Origin of the sequence: Nonomuraea sp. NPDC049625, assembly GCF_040675285.1 — a bacterium.
Lineage (GTDB): Bacteria > Actinomycetota > Actinomycetes > Streptosporangiales > Streptosporangiaceae > Nonomuraea > Nonomuraea angiospora_A.
Window position 1 is genome coordinate 25,100 of sequence record NZ_JBFAOQ010000005.1, and the last position, 16,947, is coordinate 42,046.

Sequence of the window (16,947 nt, forward strand, 5' to 3'; positions counted from 1 at the left end):
GCCGATCCCAGAGGCCCGGCGGCACAGCGGTCGTCGAGACGCTCGGGGTGCCGCCGGTACGGGTACGCGGCAGGCCGTACCGAGAGAGGGGGTATCGCCTGATCAGTACAGCCAGATGGCGTTGCGACGGTGTCGGGCAGGGTGGACCTCGAGATCGTCGACGGCCTCGGTGGCGTTGGCGCTCTGGCGGATCGCTTCGAGCTGGAGACGCAGGCGCTGGCGCGCTCGGCGCTCTTCGATCTTGGCCCATTCCGCCACCGACCGGTCCCGACGATCGGCCCTGGCCCAGGAGTAGACGTCGACCCTGCGGCGGACGGGGGCCGGGCATGGTCGATGACCGGCTCGTTCTGCCTCGCGCAGGCACGCGGCGCTGTAACGGAGATCGGCTATCGTCACCGATCGCCACGGGTCTCCCCGCCGATCACCTCCAGCGGGAATCGGGCGGTCAAGGTGATGGGCGGTGCGGGACATGGGGCTCCCCTGGTAGCACCGCCAGGTATCTCCTGGCGGACTACCTGAAGCCGGTCGGCCCCGTTGATCGCTCGTGATCCATGGCCGGACCCTAGCATCGCGGGCGGCGAGGTCGCTCAGGTCGCACACACCGGAACGCGAACGGGCACGCGTTCGTCGGTCCACAGCACCGCAGGCCGAACCACGGTATGCGGTCCGGCAGCTACCTGGGAATGCCCTTGGCCGGACTGGCGCGACGGCGACGAGGAGGCGGGCCGGATCGCGGGGCACGGGCCGGCGATGGGCGCCGAAGCTGGTCCCGCTCTGCGCCCATCGCTTCCTGCCCGGCGGACGCGGCACATCCGGCAGCCCTCGGTGGTCAGTCCCAGTGGCCGGCGGCGGCGGTCTCGACGACGTAGTCCTCGAACGACCTCGGCGGCCGGCCGAGGGCCCGTTCCACGCCGTCCGAGACCGGCGAGCCCCGGCCGTCGCGGACGGCCACGAAGAGGCCGGTGAGCAGCCGGGCGACGTCGGCGGGGACGCCATTGGCGACCTGACGCTCGACGAAGACCTCGGGCTCGACGTCGACGTGACGGATCGTACGCCCGGTGGCCTTGCCGATGAGGTCGGCCGCCTCGCCGAAGCCGATCACCCGCGGTCCGGTCAGCTGGTAGGTCCGGCCGCCATGGCGGTCCTCGGTGAGCGCGGCCGCGGCGACCTCGGCGATGTCCTCGGCGTCGATGAACGGCGTACCTCCGTCACCGGCGGGCAGGACCAGCTCCCCGGAGAGAACCCCCTGCCGCCAGAAGCTCTCACTGAAGTTCTGCGCGAACCAGTCCGGCCGCAGGATGGTCCAGCCGACGCCGGAGTCGCGCACGGCCTGCTCGGCGGGCTTGAGGGGATGGCTGTCGCCGGCCTCGCCGACGCCGTAGGCCGACAGCAGCACCAGCCGCCGCACCCCCGACGCGACCGCCTCGGCCACGAACCCGGGGATGCGCGCGCGGTGGTCGACGCTCCCCCGCAGGTCCGGCTCCATGAGGTAGGCGGCGGTGACGCCGTCGAGCGCGGGCGCCCACGTCGTCGGATCGCCCAGGTCGAAGGGGAGGTCGCCGGTGGTACGGGCCACCGCCCGTACCGGATGGCCGGCGCTCCGCAGACGCCGGACGATGCGGCGGCCGGTCTTGCCGTTGCCGCCCAGGATGAGGATGTTCGTCATTCCCCCAAGGGAACTCCACAATGCGAAGACGATCCATGGGAGAACATCCGGGATACCTTTGTGATCGTCTACCGTGATGGGCATGGATGTCCTGAGCGATCTGCTGCACCGGGCCCGCGCCAAGAACGCGCTGGTCAGGAAGCTGGTCCAGCGGCCGCCGTGGTCGCTGGGCTTCGCCGACGCTCCCCCGCTCACGGTCGTGGCCACGCTCGGCGGCCACGCGTCGGTCCGGCTCGGCGAGGACGCCGCCCCCGTCCATCTCGCCGCCGGTGACATCGCCCTCATCAGCGCCACGGGCCGCTACACGATCGCCGACAGCCCCTCCACCCCACCCCAGGTGGTGATTCAGGGACAGAAGAAGTACGCCGTCGGCGGCGACCAGGTGGCGGCTCACCGGAGCCTGGCGCCCCGCACCTACGGTGACGGCCTGCCCGGGGCCACGGTCATGATCCGGGGCGCGTACGAACTCCGCGGCGACGTGGGCGACCGCCTGCTGGACATGCTCCCGCCGCTGGCGGTCGTGCCCGCGGGGCCGCGGACCCGAGCGGCGCTGGATCTGCTGGCCACCGAGATCGCCTGCGACGAACCCGGCCAGGACGCCATCCTCGACCGCCTGCTCGATCTGGTGCTCGTGCTGGCGTTGCGCGCATGGTGCGCCAGGCCGGATCCGGCCCTGCCCGCCTGGCATCGGGCGCTGGCCGACCCCGCGATCGGGGACGTACTGCGCCTGCTGCACGAGGACCCCGCCCACCGATGGACGGTCGCCGAGCTGGCCGCCAAGGTCGGCATGTCCCGCGCCGCCTTCGCCGCGCGCTTCACCGGCCTGGTCGGCGAGCCCCCGCTCACCTATCTCACCGGCTGGCGCATGGCCCTGGCGGCGGACCTGCTCCGTGACACCGAGGCGACCGTCGCCACCGTGGCGCGGCAGGTCGGGTACGAGGACGCCTTCGCCTTCAGCGTGGCGTTCAAGCGCGCCCGCGCGCTCAGCCCCTCGGCCTGGCGCCGCCAGGCCCGCTGACCTCCGCCGTCGCGGACCGCGGCGCTAGGCATGGCCGACCTCGCGCAGCCCCGCGAGGGCCGCGGCGGCGAAGGCGGTGGCGACCTCGCCGCCCTGCACCGGCAGCCACACCGCCGAGGTCGACCAGGTCAGCCGGGGCTCGTCGATCGGCCGCCACACCAGCCCGGCGGGCAGCTCGTCGTACGGCTCCTCGTTGAGGTGCGCCCCCAGCCCCGACATGACGAGGCCGTGCACGAAGTGGGGGTTTCTGGCGTGCCTGATCGCGCCGGGCAGGAACCCGTTGTCCCGGCACGCCTCCAGCACGTGGTCGTACAGCTGAGGCGCCATCTCCCGGGGGAAGATCACCAGCGGTGACCCGTCGAGCGAGCGCAGGCGTACCACCTCCTGACCGGCCGCGCGGTGGCCGGCGGGCAGCACCACGCCGAGCCGCCGGTGGACGACCTCGCTCGACTCCAGCCCCACCGTGTCGCAGGGATGCCGGACGAGGCCCACGTCGAGCTCCTCCGCGCGCAGCTTGGCGAGCTGGCTGGCGGTGGTCAGCTCGTGCAGCTCCAGCAGCACGTCGGGAACGCGCTCGGCGAACGTGGCCACCAGCGTCCTGAGCGCCATCGGCGTCGTGTCCGGCGGCACCCCGGCCCGGAGCACGCCCGAGTCGCCCGGGCGGATGCGGCGCATGGCCTCGCGGGCCGCGTCCGCCCGCTCCAGCACCCCGCGCGCGTGCTCGAGCAGCAGCGCGCCGGCCTCGGTGAGCGAGACACGGTGCGGGTTGCGGTCGAACAGCCGGACGCCCAGCTCCCGCTCCAGGTCGCGGATGCGCTGGGACAGCGGCGGCTGCGCCATGTGCAGCCGCTCGGCGGCCCGGCCGAAGTGCAGCTCCTCGGCGACCATGACGAAATACCGCAGGTGGCGTAGCTCCATCAGCCTGACCATATCGCTCTGATATCGCCAAGAGTCCACATTGATGTTGGCCAGCACCCCGCAGGACCTGGTTATATCCCCGACAAGCCCGTTGACCTGCGGAGGGACGCTAGTGAGTGTGCTGCTGGACCGTGACGGACCCGTCGCGGTGATCACCTTGAACCGCCCGGAGAAGCTGAACGCCTGGACCGCCGGGATGCGGGAGCGGCTGATCGAGCTGCTGCGCGCGGCGGGCGCCGACCCGGAGGTGGGCGCCGTCGTCCTCACGGGGGCGGGGCGCGCCTTCTGCGCCGGTCAGGACCTGGGTGAGACGGCCGGGATCGACCCCGACGACCACGCCGCCTCCGACGCCTGGATCGACGGCTTCGACCGGCTCTACCGGGCGGTGCTCGACCTGGACAAGCCGGTCGTGGCCGCGGTGAACGGGGTGGCGGCCGGGTCGGGGTTCCAGTTCGCGCTGCTGGCCGACCTGCGCATCGGCCACGCGGGCACCCGGATGGGCCAGCCGGAGGTGCTGTCGGGCATCCCGAGCATCACCGGCATCTGGGCCATGTGGGGCGTGCTCGGCCGCGCGAAGACCATCGAATTCGCGCTGACCGGACGCCTGGTGCACGGGGCGGAGGCGGAGCGGCTCGGCCTGCTGACCAGGCTCGTGCCGGAGAACGACGTGCTGGCCTCCGCCGTGGCGCAGGCCAAGGAGCTGGCCGCGCTGCCCTCCGGCGCGGTGGCGCTGACGAAGGGGCGGCTCAGGGAACTGGAGCGGGACGCCCTGGCCGACTCGGTCGCGGCGGCGAAGAAGGTGCACGCCGCCGCGTACGCCACGGGCGAACCCCAGCGGGAGATGGCCCGTTTTCTGAAGGGACGCGCCAAGTGACCGAGTGGAGCGTTCCCGCACGCTACAACATGGCCGTGGACGTGGCCGACCGCCACCCCCGCGAGAACCTGGCGCTGATCTTCGAGGATCACACGGGAGCGCGCGAGGAGGTCCGCTGGGGCGCCGTGCAGGACCGCTCCCGCCAGGTGGCCGCCTGCCTGCACGGCCTCGGCGTCCGCCCCGGCGACCGGGTCGCGGTCATGCTCCCCCAGCGCACCGACACCCCGGCGACGTACCTGGGCGTGCTGCGTACCGGCGCCGTGCTCGTGACCATGTCCCTGCTCTGGGCCGACGACCAGATCGCCTACCGGCTCGCCGACTCGGGCGCGTCCGTGCTGGTCACCGAGGCGGGCGCGATCCGGCGGGCGAGCGGGTACGGCGGGACCGTGATCGACGTGGACGACCCGGCGATCGGCCTGCTGACGCCGGAGTTCGAGGACGCCGACACCGCCGCCGACGACCCCGCGCTGATCTTCTACACCTCCGGCACGACCGGCCCCGCCAAGGGCATCGTGCACGCGCACCGCACGCTGCTCGGCCACAACGAGTTCCGGCACTGCCATGACCTGCGTCCCGGCGACGTCTTCTACGGCGCGGGAGAGTGGGCCTGGTCGATGGCCAAGCTCATGGGCCCGCTCAGGGCGGGCGCGACGCACCTGGTCTACCGTCCGGCGGCCGGGTTCGACCCCGAGGGGCTGCTGGCCAGCATGGCGCGCAACGGCGTCACGACCGGCCTGGTCAACCCCACGTTCCTGCGCAAGATGCGCGAGCAACTGCCCGACGCGGGCCGCCGTCACCCGCAGCGGTTCCGTACGATCTGCTGCGCCAACGAGCCGCTCACCGCCGACCTCATCGGCTGGTTCCGCGACCAGTTCGGGGTCACGCTGCTCGACTACTACGGCTCCACGGAGTCGTACCCGCTGATCGGGAACTTCCCCGGCGTCCCGGTCAAGGAGGGGTCCATGGGCCGGCCGCTGCCCGGCTGGGACGTGGCGCTCCTCGACGAGCACGAGCGGCCGGTCCCGGCGGGCGAGGTCGGCGAGATCTGCCTGCGGGCGCGGAGCAACCCGCAGTTCCCGCTCGGCTACTGGAACCGCCCCGAGCCCTCCCGGGAGGTGTTCGGCGGCGAGTGGTTCCACACCAAGGATCACGCGCGGGTGGACGAGGACGGCTACTACTGGTTCCTCGGCCGCGTCGACGACGTGATCAAGACCTCCGGCTACCGCGTCGGCCCCGACGAGATCGAGGAGGCGCTGCGCGCCCATCCCGCCGTCGCGGACGTGGGCGTGGCCGGGGTGCCCGACCCCGTACGCGGCCAGGCCGTCAAGGCGTGGATCCGGCCGGCGCCCGGCCACCTGCCGGGCGAGGAGCTGGCACGGCAGATCCGCGAGTTCGCCAAGACCACGCACTCGCGCTTCGCCTACCCCAGGGAGATCGAGTTCGTGGACGAGCTGCCCCGGTCGGCGACCGGGAAGATCCAGCGCGCCCAGCTCCGACTCCGTCACCAGAAATAGGGAGCAAGCAATGACCCCCCACGCCTCCACTGACGTCCGGCGCAAGGTCACCCTGGCCTCCGCCATCGGCAACTTCGTCGAATGGTTCGACTCGGCGGCGTACGCGGTGATGTCCGCGACGATCGCCAAGCTGTTCTTCCCCGACTACGACACGACGGCCGCGCTGCTCGCCACCTGGGCGATCTTCGCGGGCGGGTTCGTCGCCCGCCCGCTCGGGGCCGCCTTCTTCGGCAGGTACGGCGACCGCCTCGGCCGCAACAGGATGCTGGCGCTGACCATCCTGACGATGAGCGGCGCCACGTTCCTCATCGGCATCCTGCCCACCTACGCCTCCTGGGGCATGGCCGCGCCGATCCTGCTGTTCCTGCTGCGCTGCGCCCAGGGGTTCTCGACCGGCGGCGAGTACACGGGGGCGTCGGCGTTCATCGTGGAGTACGCGCCGGAGGGGCGGCGGGCCCGCTTCGCCGCCGCCGTGCCGGTGACCGTGGGCCTGGCCAGCGTGGCGGGCTCCGGCGTCGGCTTCCTGATCACCTCGACGGTCACGACCGAGGCGCTGCAGAGCTGGGGCTGGCGCATCCCGTTCCTGCTGGCGGCGCCGCTCGGGCTCATCGGCCTGTACCTGCGGTCCAAGGTCGAGGACACGCCCGTGTTCCGGTCGCTGCAGCAGCACGACGCGGTCGAGCCGGCGCCGCTGCGCGAGGCCGTACGCCGCTGCGGTCGCCAGATCGCGACGCTCTTCGGCTACAGCATCACGAACGCCGTCGGGTACTACCTGATGAGCAGCTACATGATCGCGTACATGTCGGAGGAGCTCGGCTACACCAAGAGCCAGGCCCAGCTCACGAACGTGGTCTCGATGCTCGCCTACAGCGTGGCCTGCCTGTTCGCGGCGGCGGCCAGCGACCGGTTCGGCCGCCGGCCCATGCTCGTCGTCGCGTGCGCGGGCTTCGTGCTGCTGCCGCTGCCGGCGTTCTGGCTGATGGGGTCGAGCCTGGCCGGGGCGATGGTCGGCACGTCGGTGCTGGCGATGCTCGTGGCGGTGATCGGCACCTCCAACGTGCCCGCGCTGGTGGAGATGTTCCCCGCGAAGGTGCGGGCGAGCGGCTCGGCCATCGGGTACACGGCGGCGTACGTGCTGTTCGGCGGCACCGCCCCGTTCGCGGCGACCGGGCTGGTCTCCGCGACGGGCAGCGCCGTCGCGCCCGCCTACTACATGGTGGGGCTCGCGGCCGTGTCGCTGGTGGTGGTGCTGACCTCGTTCAGGGAGACCCGCGGCCTGCGGCTGGAGCGGGGCGTGGACGAGGTCACCAGCGGGGCCTGACCGGCGGAGCCGGCCCGTCAGCCGGGGCGGCGGAGGGTACGGCGTACGGCCAGGCCGCCGAGGACCGCCGACGCGAGCGCCAGGATTCCCGCCTCGGTCCACTGGAAGCGCCAGAAGCGGGACGCCGGATGGTGGTACACCGCGTACCGGTAGCCCTTGCCGAACAGGCACGCCTGCCACGCCTCGGCGTTCCTGTTGCTCTGCCCCGCGTCCACCCGACGCGGGCAGCCGCTCCCCGACGGCTCGGCTACCTCCCTCCCGGACGGCTCCACCCAGGCGGCGCTCACCATCCGGGCGTCGGGATCGTCCAGCAGCACGGTGCCGGACAGCTCGGTGCGCGCCGGCTCGGCGTAGTAGTCGCTCAGCTGAAACAGGGTGAACATCGTCACCGCCACCCCGGCCACGACCAGCGCCATCGCGGGCAGCGTACGCCGGAACAGGGTGCCGGCCAGCGTGCCCAGCGCGAACGCGTACAGCCACCACGCCGCGGGTTCCACGCCGACCATGTTGAACACGCCGATATTGCCGAACGTGGAGTCGACCCCTTCCCTGAACACCGGCCGCCACAGGCTCACCATGAGCGACAGCAGCAGCCCACCCGCCACGACCGCCCCGCCCAGGATCGACAGCTTGACCGCCAGCCACCGCCACACGGGCACCGCCTGAGTCCAGGCCAGGCGGTGGGTGCCGCGCTCGTACTCGCGGCCGAGCAGGGGCGCGCCCCAGAACGCCCCGATGAGCGCCGGCGCCACCAGCGGCATCCAGCCGAACACCGAGTAGACCGCGTCGTAGCGCCGCCCGAGCGCCACCGCCAGGTCTCCGCACTCCACAGCGGGCCCCGGGCAGCCGGGCGGGGCGTGCTCGGTCACGTACCGGCTCGCCTCCACCGCCGAACCCAGCAGCAGCACCCCCAGCAGCGCCAGGAAGCCCGCCGTCACCAGGAGCTGCGCCCGGTGCTGGCGCCACGTCACCCAGATCACGCGCTCACCCCCGTCAGCTCCGGAAGTGCCGCCGACTCGGGGCTGCGCAGATAGCCCATGACGAGCTCCTCCAGCCGGGGGCGCCGCGCCTGCCAGCGAGGATCGAGCGGGGGCGCTCCCCTGACCAGCATGCTGACCTGCCTGCCGGCCCGGCTCGCGCTCACCACCTGCATCCCCGCCACCGATGCCCCGTCCGGCCCGGTGAGCACGAGATGCCCGTCGAGGAGGTCCTCGATGTCACCACTGACCTGCAGCCGGCCCCCGTTCAGCACGATCAGCCAGTCGCACGTCTCCTCCAGGTCCGAGACGACGTGCGAGGAGAGCAGCACGGTCAGCTCCCGCCCGGCCATCTCCGCCATGATCGAGCGCATCACGCCGTGGCGGGCGAGGGGGTCGAGGTTGGCCAGCGGTTCGTCCAGCACGAGCAGGTCGGGCCGGCAGGCCAGCGCCATCGTGACCGCCACCTGCGCCCGCTGCCCGCCCGACAGCCCGCTCACCTTCCGCTCCAGCGGGATGCCCAGCCGGGCGAGCCGGTCCGCAGCGGCGGCGTCGTCCCAGCGGGTGTTCATGCGGCGGCCGAAGGTGAGCATCTCGGCGACGGTGAAGCTCTCGTACAGCGGCTTGTCCTGGGCCACGAACGCCACCTCGCCGGCCACGCGGACGCTTCCCAGCGCGGGCCGCAGCAGGCCGACGGCCGCGTGCATGAGAGTGGTCTTGCCCGCGCCGTTGGGCCCGACGAGCGCCGCCACGCGTCCCGCGGGCACGGACAGCGAGCAGTCGCGTAACACCCACGTACGGCGGTAGCGGACCCCCAGCCCGGTCGCCTCCAGCGCGGGACTCATGCCGCACCCGCCTTCGCGGCGTCGGCCAGGACCACGGTGACCAACACCCTCAGGTCCTCCTGGTCGAGCCCGGCCGCGCGGGCCTCGCGCACCCACGCCTCCAGCCCGCGCCGCAGCCGCGTGTGCTCGGCGAGCGTCGCACCCGCGACGCCCCGCTGAACGAACGTCCCCATCCCCTGCCGTCCCTCGACCAGCCCTTCGCGCTCCAGCTCCCGGTACGCCTTGAGCACGGTGTTGGGGTTGATGGCCAGGCTCTCGACCACCTCGCGGGCAGTCGGCAACTGGTCACCGGGCCGCAGCGTACCGAGCCTGAGCGCCTGTTTGACCTGGTGAACGAGCTGCAGGTACGTCGAGACCCCCGAGCCGCGGTCCAGGTTGAACTCGATCAACCGAAAACACCCTTTCACTATTTGAGTAGTGAAAGGGTGTTGTATCCGGGCGTCCGTTGTCAACCCTGCTGTCGTTGCCAGGTTGCGGCCGGCGCGAGAAAGGCCGCGTTCTCCTCCGGCAGGCCCACCGTGACGCGCACGCCCTCCCCCGGGAACGCCCGCACGATCACCCCGCTGGCGTGGCAGTGGTCGGCGAAAGGCGCGCTGTCGTGACCGAGCGGGAGCCACAGGAAGTTCGCCTGGGACGGCGGCAGGTCATAGCCGAGGGCCCGGAGCTCGCCGGTGACGCGGTCACGCTCTTTGACGGTGAGGGCGACCCGCCGGTCCACCTCCTCGTGCTCGCGGAGCGCCGCGATCGCCGCCTCCTGGGCGAGGGCGCTGACGCTGAAGGGCGTCTGCGTCTTGCGTACCTGGGCGATGATCTCCGGTGGCCCGACGCAGTAGCCGACCCGCAGGCCGGCCAGCGCGTACGCCTTGGAGAAGGTTCGGAGCACGACGACGTTCGGCCGGTCGCCGAAGAGCGCGAGCGCGTCCGGCACGGCGGACGGGTCGGTGTACTCGTGGTAGGCCTCGTCCACGGCGACCAGCACGTGCTCGGGCACCTGGTCCACGAAGGCGCGCAGGGCGGCCTCGCCGACGGGGGTGGAGGTCGGGTTGTTCGGGTTGCAGACGAACACCAGCCCGGTCCGCGGGGTGATGGCCGCCGCCATGGCCTGGAGGTCCTGGACGTGGTCGCGCAGCGGGACCCGTACGGGGACTCCGCCCGCCACCGTGGTCAGGATCGGGTACGCCTCGAACGACCGCCACCCGAAGACCACCTCGCTGCCCGGCCCGCACACCGTGTGCAGGACCTGCCCGCAGACCTCGGACGAGCCCGCCCCCACGGCGATGCGATCGGTGCTCACCTCGTGGCGGGCGGCCAGCGCTTCGAGCAGGCGGGCGGCCCCCATGTCCGGGTACCGGGACAGGCCGCCGGTCAGCTCGGCCAGGCGGGCGGCGACGCCGGGCAGCAGGCCGTACGGGCACTCGTTGCCGGCCAGCACGACGGCCCCGGGCGACTTGCGGCCCGGCACGTAGGACTGGAGGTCGAGCAGAGACGAGCGTACGTTGACCACCTGATGTCACTTCCTTCCGTCAGACGTGGGCGAGCAGGACGGCGGGGTTCTCCACGCAGTCGGCCACGAAGCGCAGGAAGCCGCCTGCCGCGCCGCCGTCGCAGACCCGGTGGTCGAACGTGAACGACAGCTGGGTGACCTTGCGGGGCACGACCGCGCCGTCCTTCACCCAGGGGCGGTCGATGATGCGGCCGACGCCGAGGAGCGCCGCCTCGGGATGGTTGATGATCGGGGTGGACCCGTCCACGCCGAAGACGCCGTAGTTGTTGAGCGTGAACGTGCCCCCGGTCAGCGCCGCGGGCGGCAGCGTGCCTTCGCGGGCGAGGGCGGTGAGCCTGGCCAGTTCGGCGGCGAGCTGCGCGGTCGTCATCAGGTGCGCGTCGCGGACCACCGGCACGACCAGGCCGCGATCGGTCTGGGCGGCGAAGCCGAGGTTGACGTGGCCGTGCCGGACGATCTCGGCGCGGGCGGTGTCGACCGAGGAGTTCAGCTCGGGGAAGCGGCGCAGGGCGGCCACGCAGCTGCGGGCCAGGAGCGCGAGCAGCCCGATGCCGAGGTCCGGGCGATCCCGCCGGAGCGCGTCCTTGACCTCGAGCAGGCCGGTGGCGTCGACGTCCACCCAGGTGGTGGCGTCGGGGATCTCGGTACGGCTGCGGCTCAGCTTGTCGGCCACCGCCCGCCGCAGCCCGCGCAGGGGGATGCGCTCGGTCCGGAGCGGGGTTCCGGTTCCGGTCGCCTCCGATGCCGTCCGGGTCGCGGCGGACGCTGTCCCGGTCGCGGCCGGCGTCGTCTCGGTCGCTCCCGGTGTCGCCGGGGCGACGGCGGAGGCTGCGGGGACGGTGGAGGCGGCGGGGGTGGCCATGGCGCGTTCGACGTCGCGGCGGAGGATCACGCCGCGGGGTCCGGTGGGGGTGACGGCGGAGAGATCCACCCCGTGCTCGTGGGCGAGCCTGCGCACGAGCGGGGAGATCACCCGAGGCGCCTGCCGCTCACCAGCCGCGGCCGGGGAAGCAGGCGCGGCCGGCGAGGTGGGCGCGGGCCGGGAGGCCGGAGCCGTAGGTGGCTGGCCGGGGGTTGCGGGGGCCTTTCGGGAACGTCGGCGGGTGGTGGGGGTGTGGCCGGTGCCGTAGCCGATGAGGACATTTCCGGATCCGGCGCGTTCCTCCTCCCGGTAGCGCTCCGCGGCGGCCGAACCGCCCACGCCGCCCGCCGGGCCGACCTCGATGAGCGGCTCCCCCACCGACAGGACGGCCCCCGCCGAAGCGTGCAGGCTCAGCACCGTCCCCGCGTACGGCACAGGCACCTCCACCGCCGCCTTGGCGGTCTCGACCTCCACCACGATCTGGTCGATCTCGACGGTGTCCCCGACGGCGACCTTCCAGTCGACGATCTCGGCCTCCGTCAGCCCCTCGCCCAGGTCGGGCAGGCGGAACACGTGCCGCGTCATGACGCCTCCCCGCCCAGGTGCGCCAGATCGGGCTCGTCACCGAACTGGAGCCGGTCCACCGCGTCCAGCACCCGGTCGGCGTCCGGCAGATGCGAGTGCTCGAGGATCGGAGGCGGGTACGGGATGTCGAACCCCGTGACCCGCAGCACCGGCGCCGCCAGCGAGTGGAAGCACCGCTCCTGCACGCGGGCCGCGATCTCCGCGCCCACCCCGGCGAAGCCCTGGGCCTCCTGGATCACCACGCAGCGCCCGGTCTTGCGTACGGAGGACACGACGGTCGAGTCGTCGAACGGGACGATCGTCCGCAGATCCACCACCTCCAGGGCGAGCCCGTCCCTGGCCGCGGCGTCGGCGGCCTGGAGCGCCACCGAAACGCTCGGCCCGTAGGCGACCAGCGTCGCGTCGCGGCCCTCGCGCAGCACCGCCGCCCGCCCGAACCCCGCCGCCCGCCGGTCCCCGACGGACGTCTCGCCCTTGGACCAGTACAGGCGCTTGGGTTCCATGAAGATCACCGGGTCGGGGTCGGCGATGGCGTCGCGCAGCAGCCAGTACGCGTCGTCGGCCGTCGCGGGGGTCACGACCTTCAGGCCGGGCGTGTGCGCGTAGTACGCCTCGCTGGAGTCGCAGTGGTGCTCGACCCCGCCGATGCCGCCCGCGTACGGGATCCTGATCACCATCGGCAGCGACAGCCGACCGCGCGTGCGGTTGCGCAGCTTGGCCACGTGCGAGGCGATCTGTTCGAAGGCCGGGTAGGCGAACGCGTCGAACTGCATCTCGATCACCGGCCGGAAGCCGCCCATGGCCAGTCCCACGGCCAGCCCCACGATCCCGGCTTCGGCCAGCGGCGTGTCGAAGCACCGCTCCTCGCCGAACTCCTTGGTCAGCCCGTCGGTGATGCGGAAGACGCCGCCCAGCGGGCCCACGTCCTCACCGAAGACGAGAACGCGTTCGTCCTCGCGCAGGGCGTCCCGAAGCGCGGCGTTCAGCGCCTGCGCCATGCTCAAGGTGGTCATCAGTCCTCCAGCTCGGACGCCAGCAGGGCCCGCTGCTCGCGCAACTGGGGCGTGGCCTCGGCGAAGACGTGCTCGAACAGCTCGAACGGATCCACCTTCGGGTCGGCGTTCATCTCCGCGCGCACCCGGGCGGCGAACTCCTCGGCGGCCTCGTGCGCCGCGTCGACGGCCTCGGCGTCGAGTACGCCGCGCCCACGCAGGTAGGTCTCCAGGCGGGCGAGCGGGTCGGCCGCCTCCCACTGCTCGACCTCCCGCTTGTCCCGGTACCGGGCGGCGTCGTCGGCGTTGGTGTGGGGGTCCATCCGGTACGTGTGCGCCTCCACCAGGAAGGGGCCGCCGCCCGTACGCGCGTGCTCCACGGCCTCGGTCAGGACGGACAGCACCGCGACGAGGTCGTTGCCGTCCACCTGCTCGGAGCGGATGCCGTACCCGATGCCCTTGTACGCGAGCGCGGGCGCGGCGCTCTGCTTGGCCAGCGGCACGGAAATCGCGTACTTGTTGTTCTGCACGAAGAACACGACGGGCGCGTGCAGGACCGCGGCGTAGTTCAGCGCCTCGTGGAAGTCGCCCTCGCTGGTGCCGCCGTCGCCGATGAAGGCCATGACGACGCCGTTCTCATTCTTGCGGCGCAGGGCGTCGGCCATGCCCACGGCGTGGATGGTCTGGGTGGCCAGCGGGGTGCACTGGGGCGCGACCCGGGTGGCGGCGGGGTCGTACCCGCAGTGCCAGCCGCCCCGCAGCAGGGTCAGCACCTCGACGGGGTCGAGGCCCCGGGAGACCAGCGCCACCGAGTCCCGGTAGGTCGGGAACAGCCAATCGTCCTCGCGCAGCGCGAGCACCCCGGCGATCTGGCAGGCCTCCTGCCCGCGGCTGGAGGGGTAGACGGCCAGGCGCCCCTGCTTGGTCAGCGCGGTCGCCTGGCGGTCGAAGCGGCGGCCAACGACCATCCGGCGGTAGGCCTCCAGCAACCGCTCCTCCTCCGGCACCTGGTAGCCGGTGGGCGGCTGGACCGCCGTGCCGTCCTCGGCGACGAAGCGCACCGGCACGGGTGAGGGCAGAAGGACGTCGACGGACATGCGACGCTCCCTTTCTCTGGACGTTTGACAGGGAAAGCGTCCGCGTGTGGGGCCAGGTGTTCAAGACATCAGGCATGATGAGCGACAAAAGGTCTGAAACCAGTCTTCAGGAGGACCGATTGTCGTTCAACGACGGTGCCGGAGAGGGGTCGGCGGGACATTCGGCCGCGCCGCTGGACGGGGTGGATCGGGCGATCATCGCCGAGCTGCGGCGGGACGGCCGGATCTCGATGCGCACCCTCGCCGAGCACGTGCACGTCTCCCGGGCCAACGTCTACGCCAGGATCACCCGGCTCATGGACGCCGGGGTGATCACCGGCTTCACGGCGCGGATCGCGCCGCACAAGGCCGGCCTGGGCACCAGCGCGTACGTCTCGCTCACCATCGAGCAGAACTCCTGGCGCGCGGTGTCGGCCCGGCTCCGGGAGACTCCGTACGTCGAGAACTTCGCCCTGGTCGGCGGCGACTACGACGTCCTGGCGCTGGTCAGGACCCCGGACAACGCGACGCTCCGGCACGTGGTGCTGGAGCTCATCCAGGACATCCCGGGCATCCGCGCCACCCGTACGTGGCTGGTGTTCGAGGAGGCCCGCGGCGCCGGAGCCGGGTGAGCGGTCAGCGCGCCCGCAACGCCTTGTACTCGCCGAGCAGCGCCTCCAGGCTCCGCACCATGAACGTGTAGTACTCGTACATCTCGGACATGCGGGCGCGCTGCCGGTCGGGAAGATCGGCCGAGCGGGCCCGGGCGTTCTCGGCCAGAGAGAGCAGCTCCGTCGTCTGCTCCAACTGGTGCTGCAGGCAGCCGATCCAGGCGTCCTCGCGCCACTCGTAGACGTACTGCCGGGACCCGGACTCCTTGAACCGCCGTACGGTCCCGTTGACCACGAGCAGGCGGGTCGTCTCCGAGACTGAGCCCTTGCTGGCGTTCAGGGCGGCCTGCAGTTCGTCCATCGTCATGGGCGCCTCGCTCAGCATGAGCACCCCCGCGGCGCGCCCGGCCATCGGCGGCCAGCCCATCGCGCGGCCGATGCGCAGGCCGAAGTCGTCGATCAGGGGATTCACGTCGCCGACAGACACCAGCGGAACACCATCCGTTCAGAAAAAAATGAACTTTCACTATTGACTGAACTTTCTGCTGGGGGGCAGTCTACCGGCTAACGGTGGCCCGGGCGGTTCCGGGCCGAGCGCAGGAGGTTCGCCGTGACAGACACGGGCTGGGACATCATCGTCGTGGGAGCGGGTTCCGCCGGCGCGGCACTCGCCGCCCGCTCCGCCGAGCGGGGCAAGCGCGTCCTGCTGCTGGAGGCCGGCCCCGACTACCGTTCGGCGCGGATGCACGAGGCCTGGCGCTCGCCGAACCCGGTCCGCGCGCTGCTGGACCCCACCGCCGTCGAGGGCATGGTGTGGATGGGCGTCACCTCCTCCCGCACCGACAGGCAGGCGCCGGCTCCGTACTGGCGGGGCAGGGGCGTCGGCGGCAGCTCGTCGATCAACGGGCAGATCGCGATCCGCCCGCCGATGGAGGACTTCGACGACTGGGCCGCGGCGGGATGCGCCGGCTGGTCGTGGCGGGACGTGCTGCCGTACTTCGCGAAGCTGGAGGACGACGAGGAGTTCGGCGACGAGCCGTACCACGGGCGCGGCGGGCCGACTCCGATCTTCCGGATGCCGCGCGAGCGGTGGGGCGGGGTGGACGCCGCGCTGGCCGCCGCCGCGCTGGCGGCCGGGCACGCCTGGGCGCCGGACGTGAACGCGCCCGGCGCCGCCGGGGTCTCCCCCTACCCGATCAACTCGCGCGCCGGGCGCCGGGTCACGGTCAACGACGGCTACCTCGAGCCCGCCCGGTCCCTGGCCGGCCTCACCGTCCGCGGTGACGCCCTGGTCGACCGGGTCCTCTTCGCCGGTGACCGCGCCGTCGGCGTACGGGCCGTCGTGGGCGGGACGGCGGTGACCGAGTACGCGGACGAGATCGTCCTCAGCGCGGGCGTGATCCACTCCCCCGCGATCCTCATGCGCTCGGGCGTCGGCCCGGCCGCCGACCTGCGCCGCCTGGGGATCAGGGTACGGCGGGATCTCCCGGTCGGGCTCGGCATGCAGGACCATCCGATGATCGTCGTCGAGCTGCCGCTGACCCAGGAGGCCGCCATCAAGACGGCCGACGACCGCCACACCAACGTCTGCGTCCGCTACACGAGCGGCCCCGGTGGGCTGCCGCACGACATGATGTTCGTCTCGCTGAACCAGAACGTGCTGTCCATGGAGGCCGCCGACACCCGCTTCCCGGCGGGCGGCTTCGGCGTGTGGCTCAACCAGAACCACTCGCGCGGAGTGCTGACGCTGACCTCCGCCGACCCGCAGGCCCAGCCCGAGGTGCGCGAACGCATGCTGTCGGACTCCCGCGACCTGGAACGCCTGCGCGCGGGCGTGCGCGCCCTGGTCGGGCTGGCACGCGGCCCCGAGGCGGCCACGATCGTCGCGGGCTCCGGCTCCGTGGAGGCCGGCAACAAGCGGCTGTTCGCGGTGCTGGACGACGACGCCGCGCTCGACGAGCACATCCTCGCCACCGCGGTCGACGCCCAGCACGGCACCAGCACCTGCCGGATGGGCGCGCCCGGGGACGCCGCCACGGTGGTGGACCCGTCGTGCCGCGTCCTCGGGGTCGAGGGGCTGCGCGTGGTGGACGCGTCGATCTTCCCGTCCGTACCCCGGGCCAACACCAACCTGGCATCGATCATGGTCGGCGAGCTCATGGCCGACCGCCTCTAAGGAGCCCT

17 protein-coding genes are annotated in these 16,947 nt (G+C 72.5%); 6 read left to right on the plus strand and 11 right to left on the minus strand.

The features are described from left to right. Positions 1–102: 102 nt before the first annotated feature. Both AB0J87_RS22625 and AB0J87_RS22630 read right to left on the minus strand, forming a co-directional pair. Entirely contained in the window at positions 103–258 is a 156-nt protein-coding gene (locus AB0J87_RS22625) for a hypothetical protein (RefSeq protein WP_363967933.1), read from the minus strand. A gap of 571 nt (positions 259–829) precedes the next feature. Then, on the minus strand, positions 830–1,666 hold the full coding sequence (locus AB0J87_RS22630; protein WP_363967935.1) for an NAD(P)H-binding protein: 837 nt from the start codon (positions 1,664–1,666) through the stop codon (positions 830–832). 82 nt (positions 1,667–1,748) lie between these two features. Here AB0J87_RS22630 and AB0J87_RS22635 point away from each other — a divergent pair, with 82 nt between their 5' ends. Next, entirely contained in the window at positions 1,749–2,684 is a 936-nt protein-coding gene (locus AB0J87_RS22635; protein WP_363967937.1) for an AraC family transcriptional regulator, read from the plus strand. A 24-nt stretch (positions 2,685–2,708) separates the two neighbouring features. Here AB0J87_RS22635 and AB0J87_RS22640 read toward each other — a convergent pair whose 3' ends face one another. Beyond that, a complete protein-coding gene (locus AB0J87_RS22640) occupies positions 2,709–3,602 on the minus strand; it encodes a LysR substrate-binding domain-containing protein (protein ID WP_350742003.1) in 894 nt (297 codons plus the stop codon). A gap of 118 nt (positions 3,603–3,720) precedes the next feature. Here AB0J87_RS22640 and AB0J87_RS22645 point away from each other — a divergent pair, with 118 nt between their 5' ends. Genes AB0J87_RS22645 through AB0J87_RS22655 form a run of 3 tightly spaced genes read left to right on the plus strand, consistent with a single transcriptional unit; the run spans position 3,721 to position 7,311 of the window. Continuing rightward, positions 3,721–4,476 carry an enoyl-CoA hydratase/isomerase family protein gene (locus tag AB0J87_RS22645; RefSeq protein ID WP_363967940.1) on the plus strand — a complete coding sequence of 252 codons (756 nt, stop codon included), beginning with the start codon at positions 3,721–3,723 and terminating at the stop codon, positions 4,474–4,476. Continuing rightward, the gene (locus tag AB0J87_RS22650) at positions 4,473–5,990 is read left to right on the plus strand and encodes an AMP-binding protein (RefSeq protein WP_363967942.1); all 1,518 of its coding nucleotides are present in this window, start codon (positions 4,473–4,475) and stop codon (positions 5,988–5,990) included. The genes AB0J87_RS22645 and AB0J87_RS22650 overlap by 4 nt, the downstream gene beginning before the upstream one ends. Positions 5,991–6,000: 10 nt before the next feature. Then, positions 6,001–7,311, plus strand: a complete 1,311-nt coding sequence (locus AB0J87_RS22655; RefSeq protein WP_363967944.1) for an MFS transporter — start codon at positions 6,001–6,003, stop codon at positions 7,309–7,311. 17 nt (positions 7,312–7,328) lie between these two features. On the opposite strand, the gene AB0J87_RS22660 is transcribed toward AB0J87_RS22655, so the two are convergent. The 7 genes from AB0J87_RS22660 to pdhA are packed head-to-tail and all read right to left on the minus strand — an operon-like array spanning position 7,329 to position 14,173. Further along, positions 7,329–8,291 carry a hypothetical protein gene (locus tag AB0J87_RS22660; RefSeq protein ID WP_355196916.1) on the minus strand — a complete coding sequence of 321 codons (963 nt, stop codon included), beginning with the start codon at positions 8,289–8,291 and terminating at the stop codon, positions 7,329–7,331. Further along, positions 8,288–9,133: an ABC transporter ATP-binding protein gene (locus AB0J87_RS22665; RefSeq protein WP_363967946.1), complete on the minus strand. Its 846-nt coding sequence runs from the start codon at positions 9,131–9,133 to the stop codon at positions 8,288–8,290. The genes AB0J87_RS22660 and AB0J87_RS22665 overlap by 4 nt, the downstream gene beginning before the upstream one ends. Next, positions 9,130–9,522 (minus strand): GntR family transcriptional regulator, encoded by a 393-nt coding sequence (locus tag AB0J87_RS22670; RefSeq protein ID WP_363967948.1) that lies wholly within the window; start codon positions 9,520–9,522, stop codon positions 9,130–9,132. Before AB0J87_RS22670 ends, AB0J87_RS22665 begins: the two co-directional genes overlap by 4 nt. Positions 9,523–9,581: 59 nt before the next feature. Then, the gene (locus AB0J87_RS22675; protein ID WP_363967950.1) at positions 9,582–10,637 is read right to left on the minus strand and encodes a histidinol-phosphate transaminase; all 1,056 of its coding nucleotides are present in this window, start codon (positions 10,635–10,637) and stop codon (positions 9,582–9,584) included. A 19-nt stretch (positions 10,638–10,656) separates the two neighbouring features. Further along, entirely contained in the window at positions 10,657–12,084 is a 1,428-nt protein-coding gene (locus AB0J87_RS22680; protein WP_363967952.1) for a dihydrolipoamide acetyltransferase family protein, read from the minus strand. Further along, the gene (locus AB0J87_RS22685) at positions 12,081–13,097 is read right to left on the minus strand and encodes an alpha-ketoacid dehydrogenase subunit beta (RefSeq protein WP_363967954.1); all 1,017 of its coding nucleotides are present in this window, start codon (positions 13,095–13,097) and stop codon (positions 12,081–12,083) included. Before AB0J87_RS22685 ends, AB0J87_RS22680 begins: the two co-directional genes overlap by 4 nt. Further along, positions 13,097–14,173, minus strand: a complete 1,077-nt coding sequence (gene pdhA, locus AB0J87_RS22690) for a pyruvate dehydrogenase (acetyl-transferring) E1 component subunit alpha (protein ID WP_363967956.1) — start codon at positions 14,171–14,173, stop codon at positions 13,097–13,099. The genes AB0J87_RS22685 and pdhA overlap by 1 nt, the downstream gene beginning before the upstream one ends. Before the next feature lie 119 nt (positions 14,174–14,292). Here pdhA and AB0J87_RS22695 point away from each other — a divergent pair, with 119 nt between their 5' ends. Next, positions 14,293–14,784 carry an Lrp/AsnC family transcriptional regulator gene (locus tag AB0J87_RS22695; RefSeq protein ID WP_363967958.1) on the plus strand — a complete coding sequence of 164 codons (492 nt, stop codon included), beginning with the start codon at positions 14,293–14,295 and terminating at the stop codon, positions 14,782–14,784. A 4-nt stretch (positions 14,785–14,788) separates the two neighbouring features. On the opposite strand, the gene AB0J87_RS22700 is transcribed toward AB0J87_RS22695, so the two are convergent. Next, positions 14,789–15,250, minus strand: a complete 462-nt coding sequence (locus tag AB0J87_RS22700; RefSeq protein ID WP_363967959.1) for a hypothetical protein — start codon at positions 15,248–15,250, stop codon at positions 14,789–14,791. 123 nt (positions 15,251–15,373) lie between these two features. Here AB0J87_RS22700 and AB0J87_RS22705 point away from each other — a divergent pair, with 123 nt between their 5' ends. Continuing rightward, a complete protein-coding gene (locus tag AB0J87_RS22705; protein ID WP_363967961.1) occupies positions 15,374–16,939 on the plus strand; it encodes a GMC family oxidoreductase N-terminal domain-containing protein in 1,566 nt (521 codons plus the stop codon). The last annotated feature ends 8 nt before the right edge of the window (positions 16,940–16,947 follow it).

Excerpts from the sequence above, each read along its gene's own strand:
- AB0J87_RS22685 (WP_363967954.1), bottom strand. The coding sequence starts at position 13,097 with ATGACCACCTTGAGCATGGCGCAGGCGCTGAACGCCGCGCTTCGGGAC.
- AB0J87_RS22635 (WP_363967937.1), top strand. The coding sequence starts at position 1,749 with ATGGATGTCCTGAGCGATCTGCTGCACCGGGCCCGCGCCAAGAACGCG.
- pdhA (WP_363967956.1), bottom strand. The coding sequence starts at position 14,173 with ATGTCCGTCGACGTCCTTCTGCCCTCACCCGTGCCGGTGCGCTTCGTC.
- AB0J87_RS22655 (WP_363967944.1), top strand. The coding sequence starts at position 6,001 with ATGACCCCCCACGCCTCCACTGACGTCCGGCGCAAGGTCACCCTGGCC.
- AB0J87_RS22680 (WP_363967952.1), bottom strand. The coding sequence starts at position 12,084 with ATGACGCGGCACGTGTTCCGCCTGCCCGACCTGGGCGAGGGGCTGACG.
- AB0J87_RS22640 (WP_350742003.1), bottom strand. The coding sequence starts at position 3,602 with ATGGAGCTACGCCACCTGCGGTATTTCGTCATGGTCGCCGAGGAGCTG.
- AB0J87_RS22630 (WP_363967935.1), bottom strand. The coding sequence starts at position 1,666 with ATGACGAACATCCTCATCCTGGGCGGCAACGGCAAGACCGGCCGCCGC.
- AB0J87_RS22665 (WP_363967946.1), bottom strand. The coding sequence starts at position 9,133 with ATGAGTCCCGCGCTGGAGGCGACCGGGCTGGGGGTCCGCTACCGCCGT.